The organism is Oleiphilus sp. HI0125 (genome assembly GCF_001635355.1).
In genome coordinates, this window is the sequence record NZ_LWGF01000718.1 from 1 (window position 1) to 953 (window position 953).

1 pseudogene is annotated in these 953 nt (G+C 45.6%); it reads right to left on the bottom strand.

The features are described 5' to 3' along the window. Nucleotides 1-396: 396 nt before the first annotated feature. Nucleotides 397-953 (bottom strand): annotated as a pseudogene (locus A3762_RS10500) (YggW family oxidoreductase); the annotation flags it as partial.

A 953-nucleotide genomic window follows, 5' to 3' on the forward strand; every position in this document is an offset into this window, starting at 1 on the left:
AGACAGTCCTCGGCGTTCACCTGTTTATCCTTTGCGCGACTCATCTAGTCAGAAGGGGAAAGTTGGTGCAAACAATATACTTTATCGGAGCCAGCCCCTCTCATCTCGAGAGACGAAAGCGCGCTAGTGACAATCGGAAATACGCGAGGACTGTCTGAACGACCAAAGGGAGAGAGTTCCTCAGCGCCGATTGGAACAAGAGATTGAGTGAAGCGCAGGCCGCGAGAGTTGGGGCGCCTTTAGGTTACTAAGACCTTTGACGTCAAAGGTCTTAATGCGCCGTCGGCCGCCGCCGACAGGAAAAGAAGTATTAAACTCAAAGTACTATCGAATGTAGAACTACCTTCAAGTCGTCCATCAAGACGAAAACTGAAGAAGAGTAGAAATTAGAAAGCATCACAAAAACCTCTCCAGCACCGAATTCAAAAACAAAAAACCCTTATCCGTTAATTGGATACGTTGCGTATCCTCCACAAACAAACCCTCCGATCGAAGTTGATCAATGATCTTGGACAGATCTGACAATTTCAGCAGAGTGCGCCGCTCTAATAAACGACTCTCAACTCCTTGCTTTAATCGCAGTGCATTCATCATAAACTCAAAGGCTTGTGCATCACGTTCGATGACTTCTTCGCCAATTCGATATTGAATTCGATCAGCCATATACGCTTCTGGCATTCGCGACTTACGGTATCGAAGTAGACGCCCATCTCCAGCAAGCGTAATTTTTGAATGCGCACCTGCACCTAAACCAATGTAATCGCCAAACTCCCAGTAATTCAAATTATGGCGAGCCTGCTTATCTTGTTGTGCAAATGCAGACACCTCATACTGTTGATAACCTTTATCTTTCAACAGTCCCGAGCCACTTTCAATAATTTCCCAAAGGGCATCATCTTCTGGAATTACGGGAGGCCGCGAATAAAACTCAGTATTCGGTTCGATCGTTAATT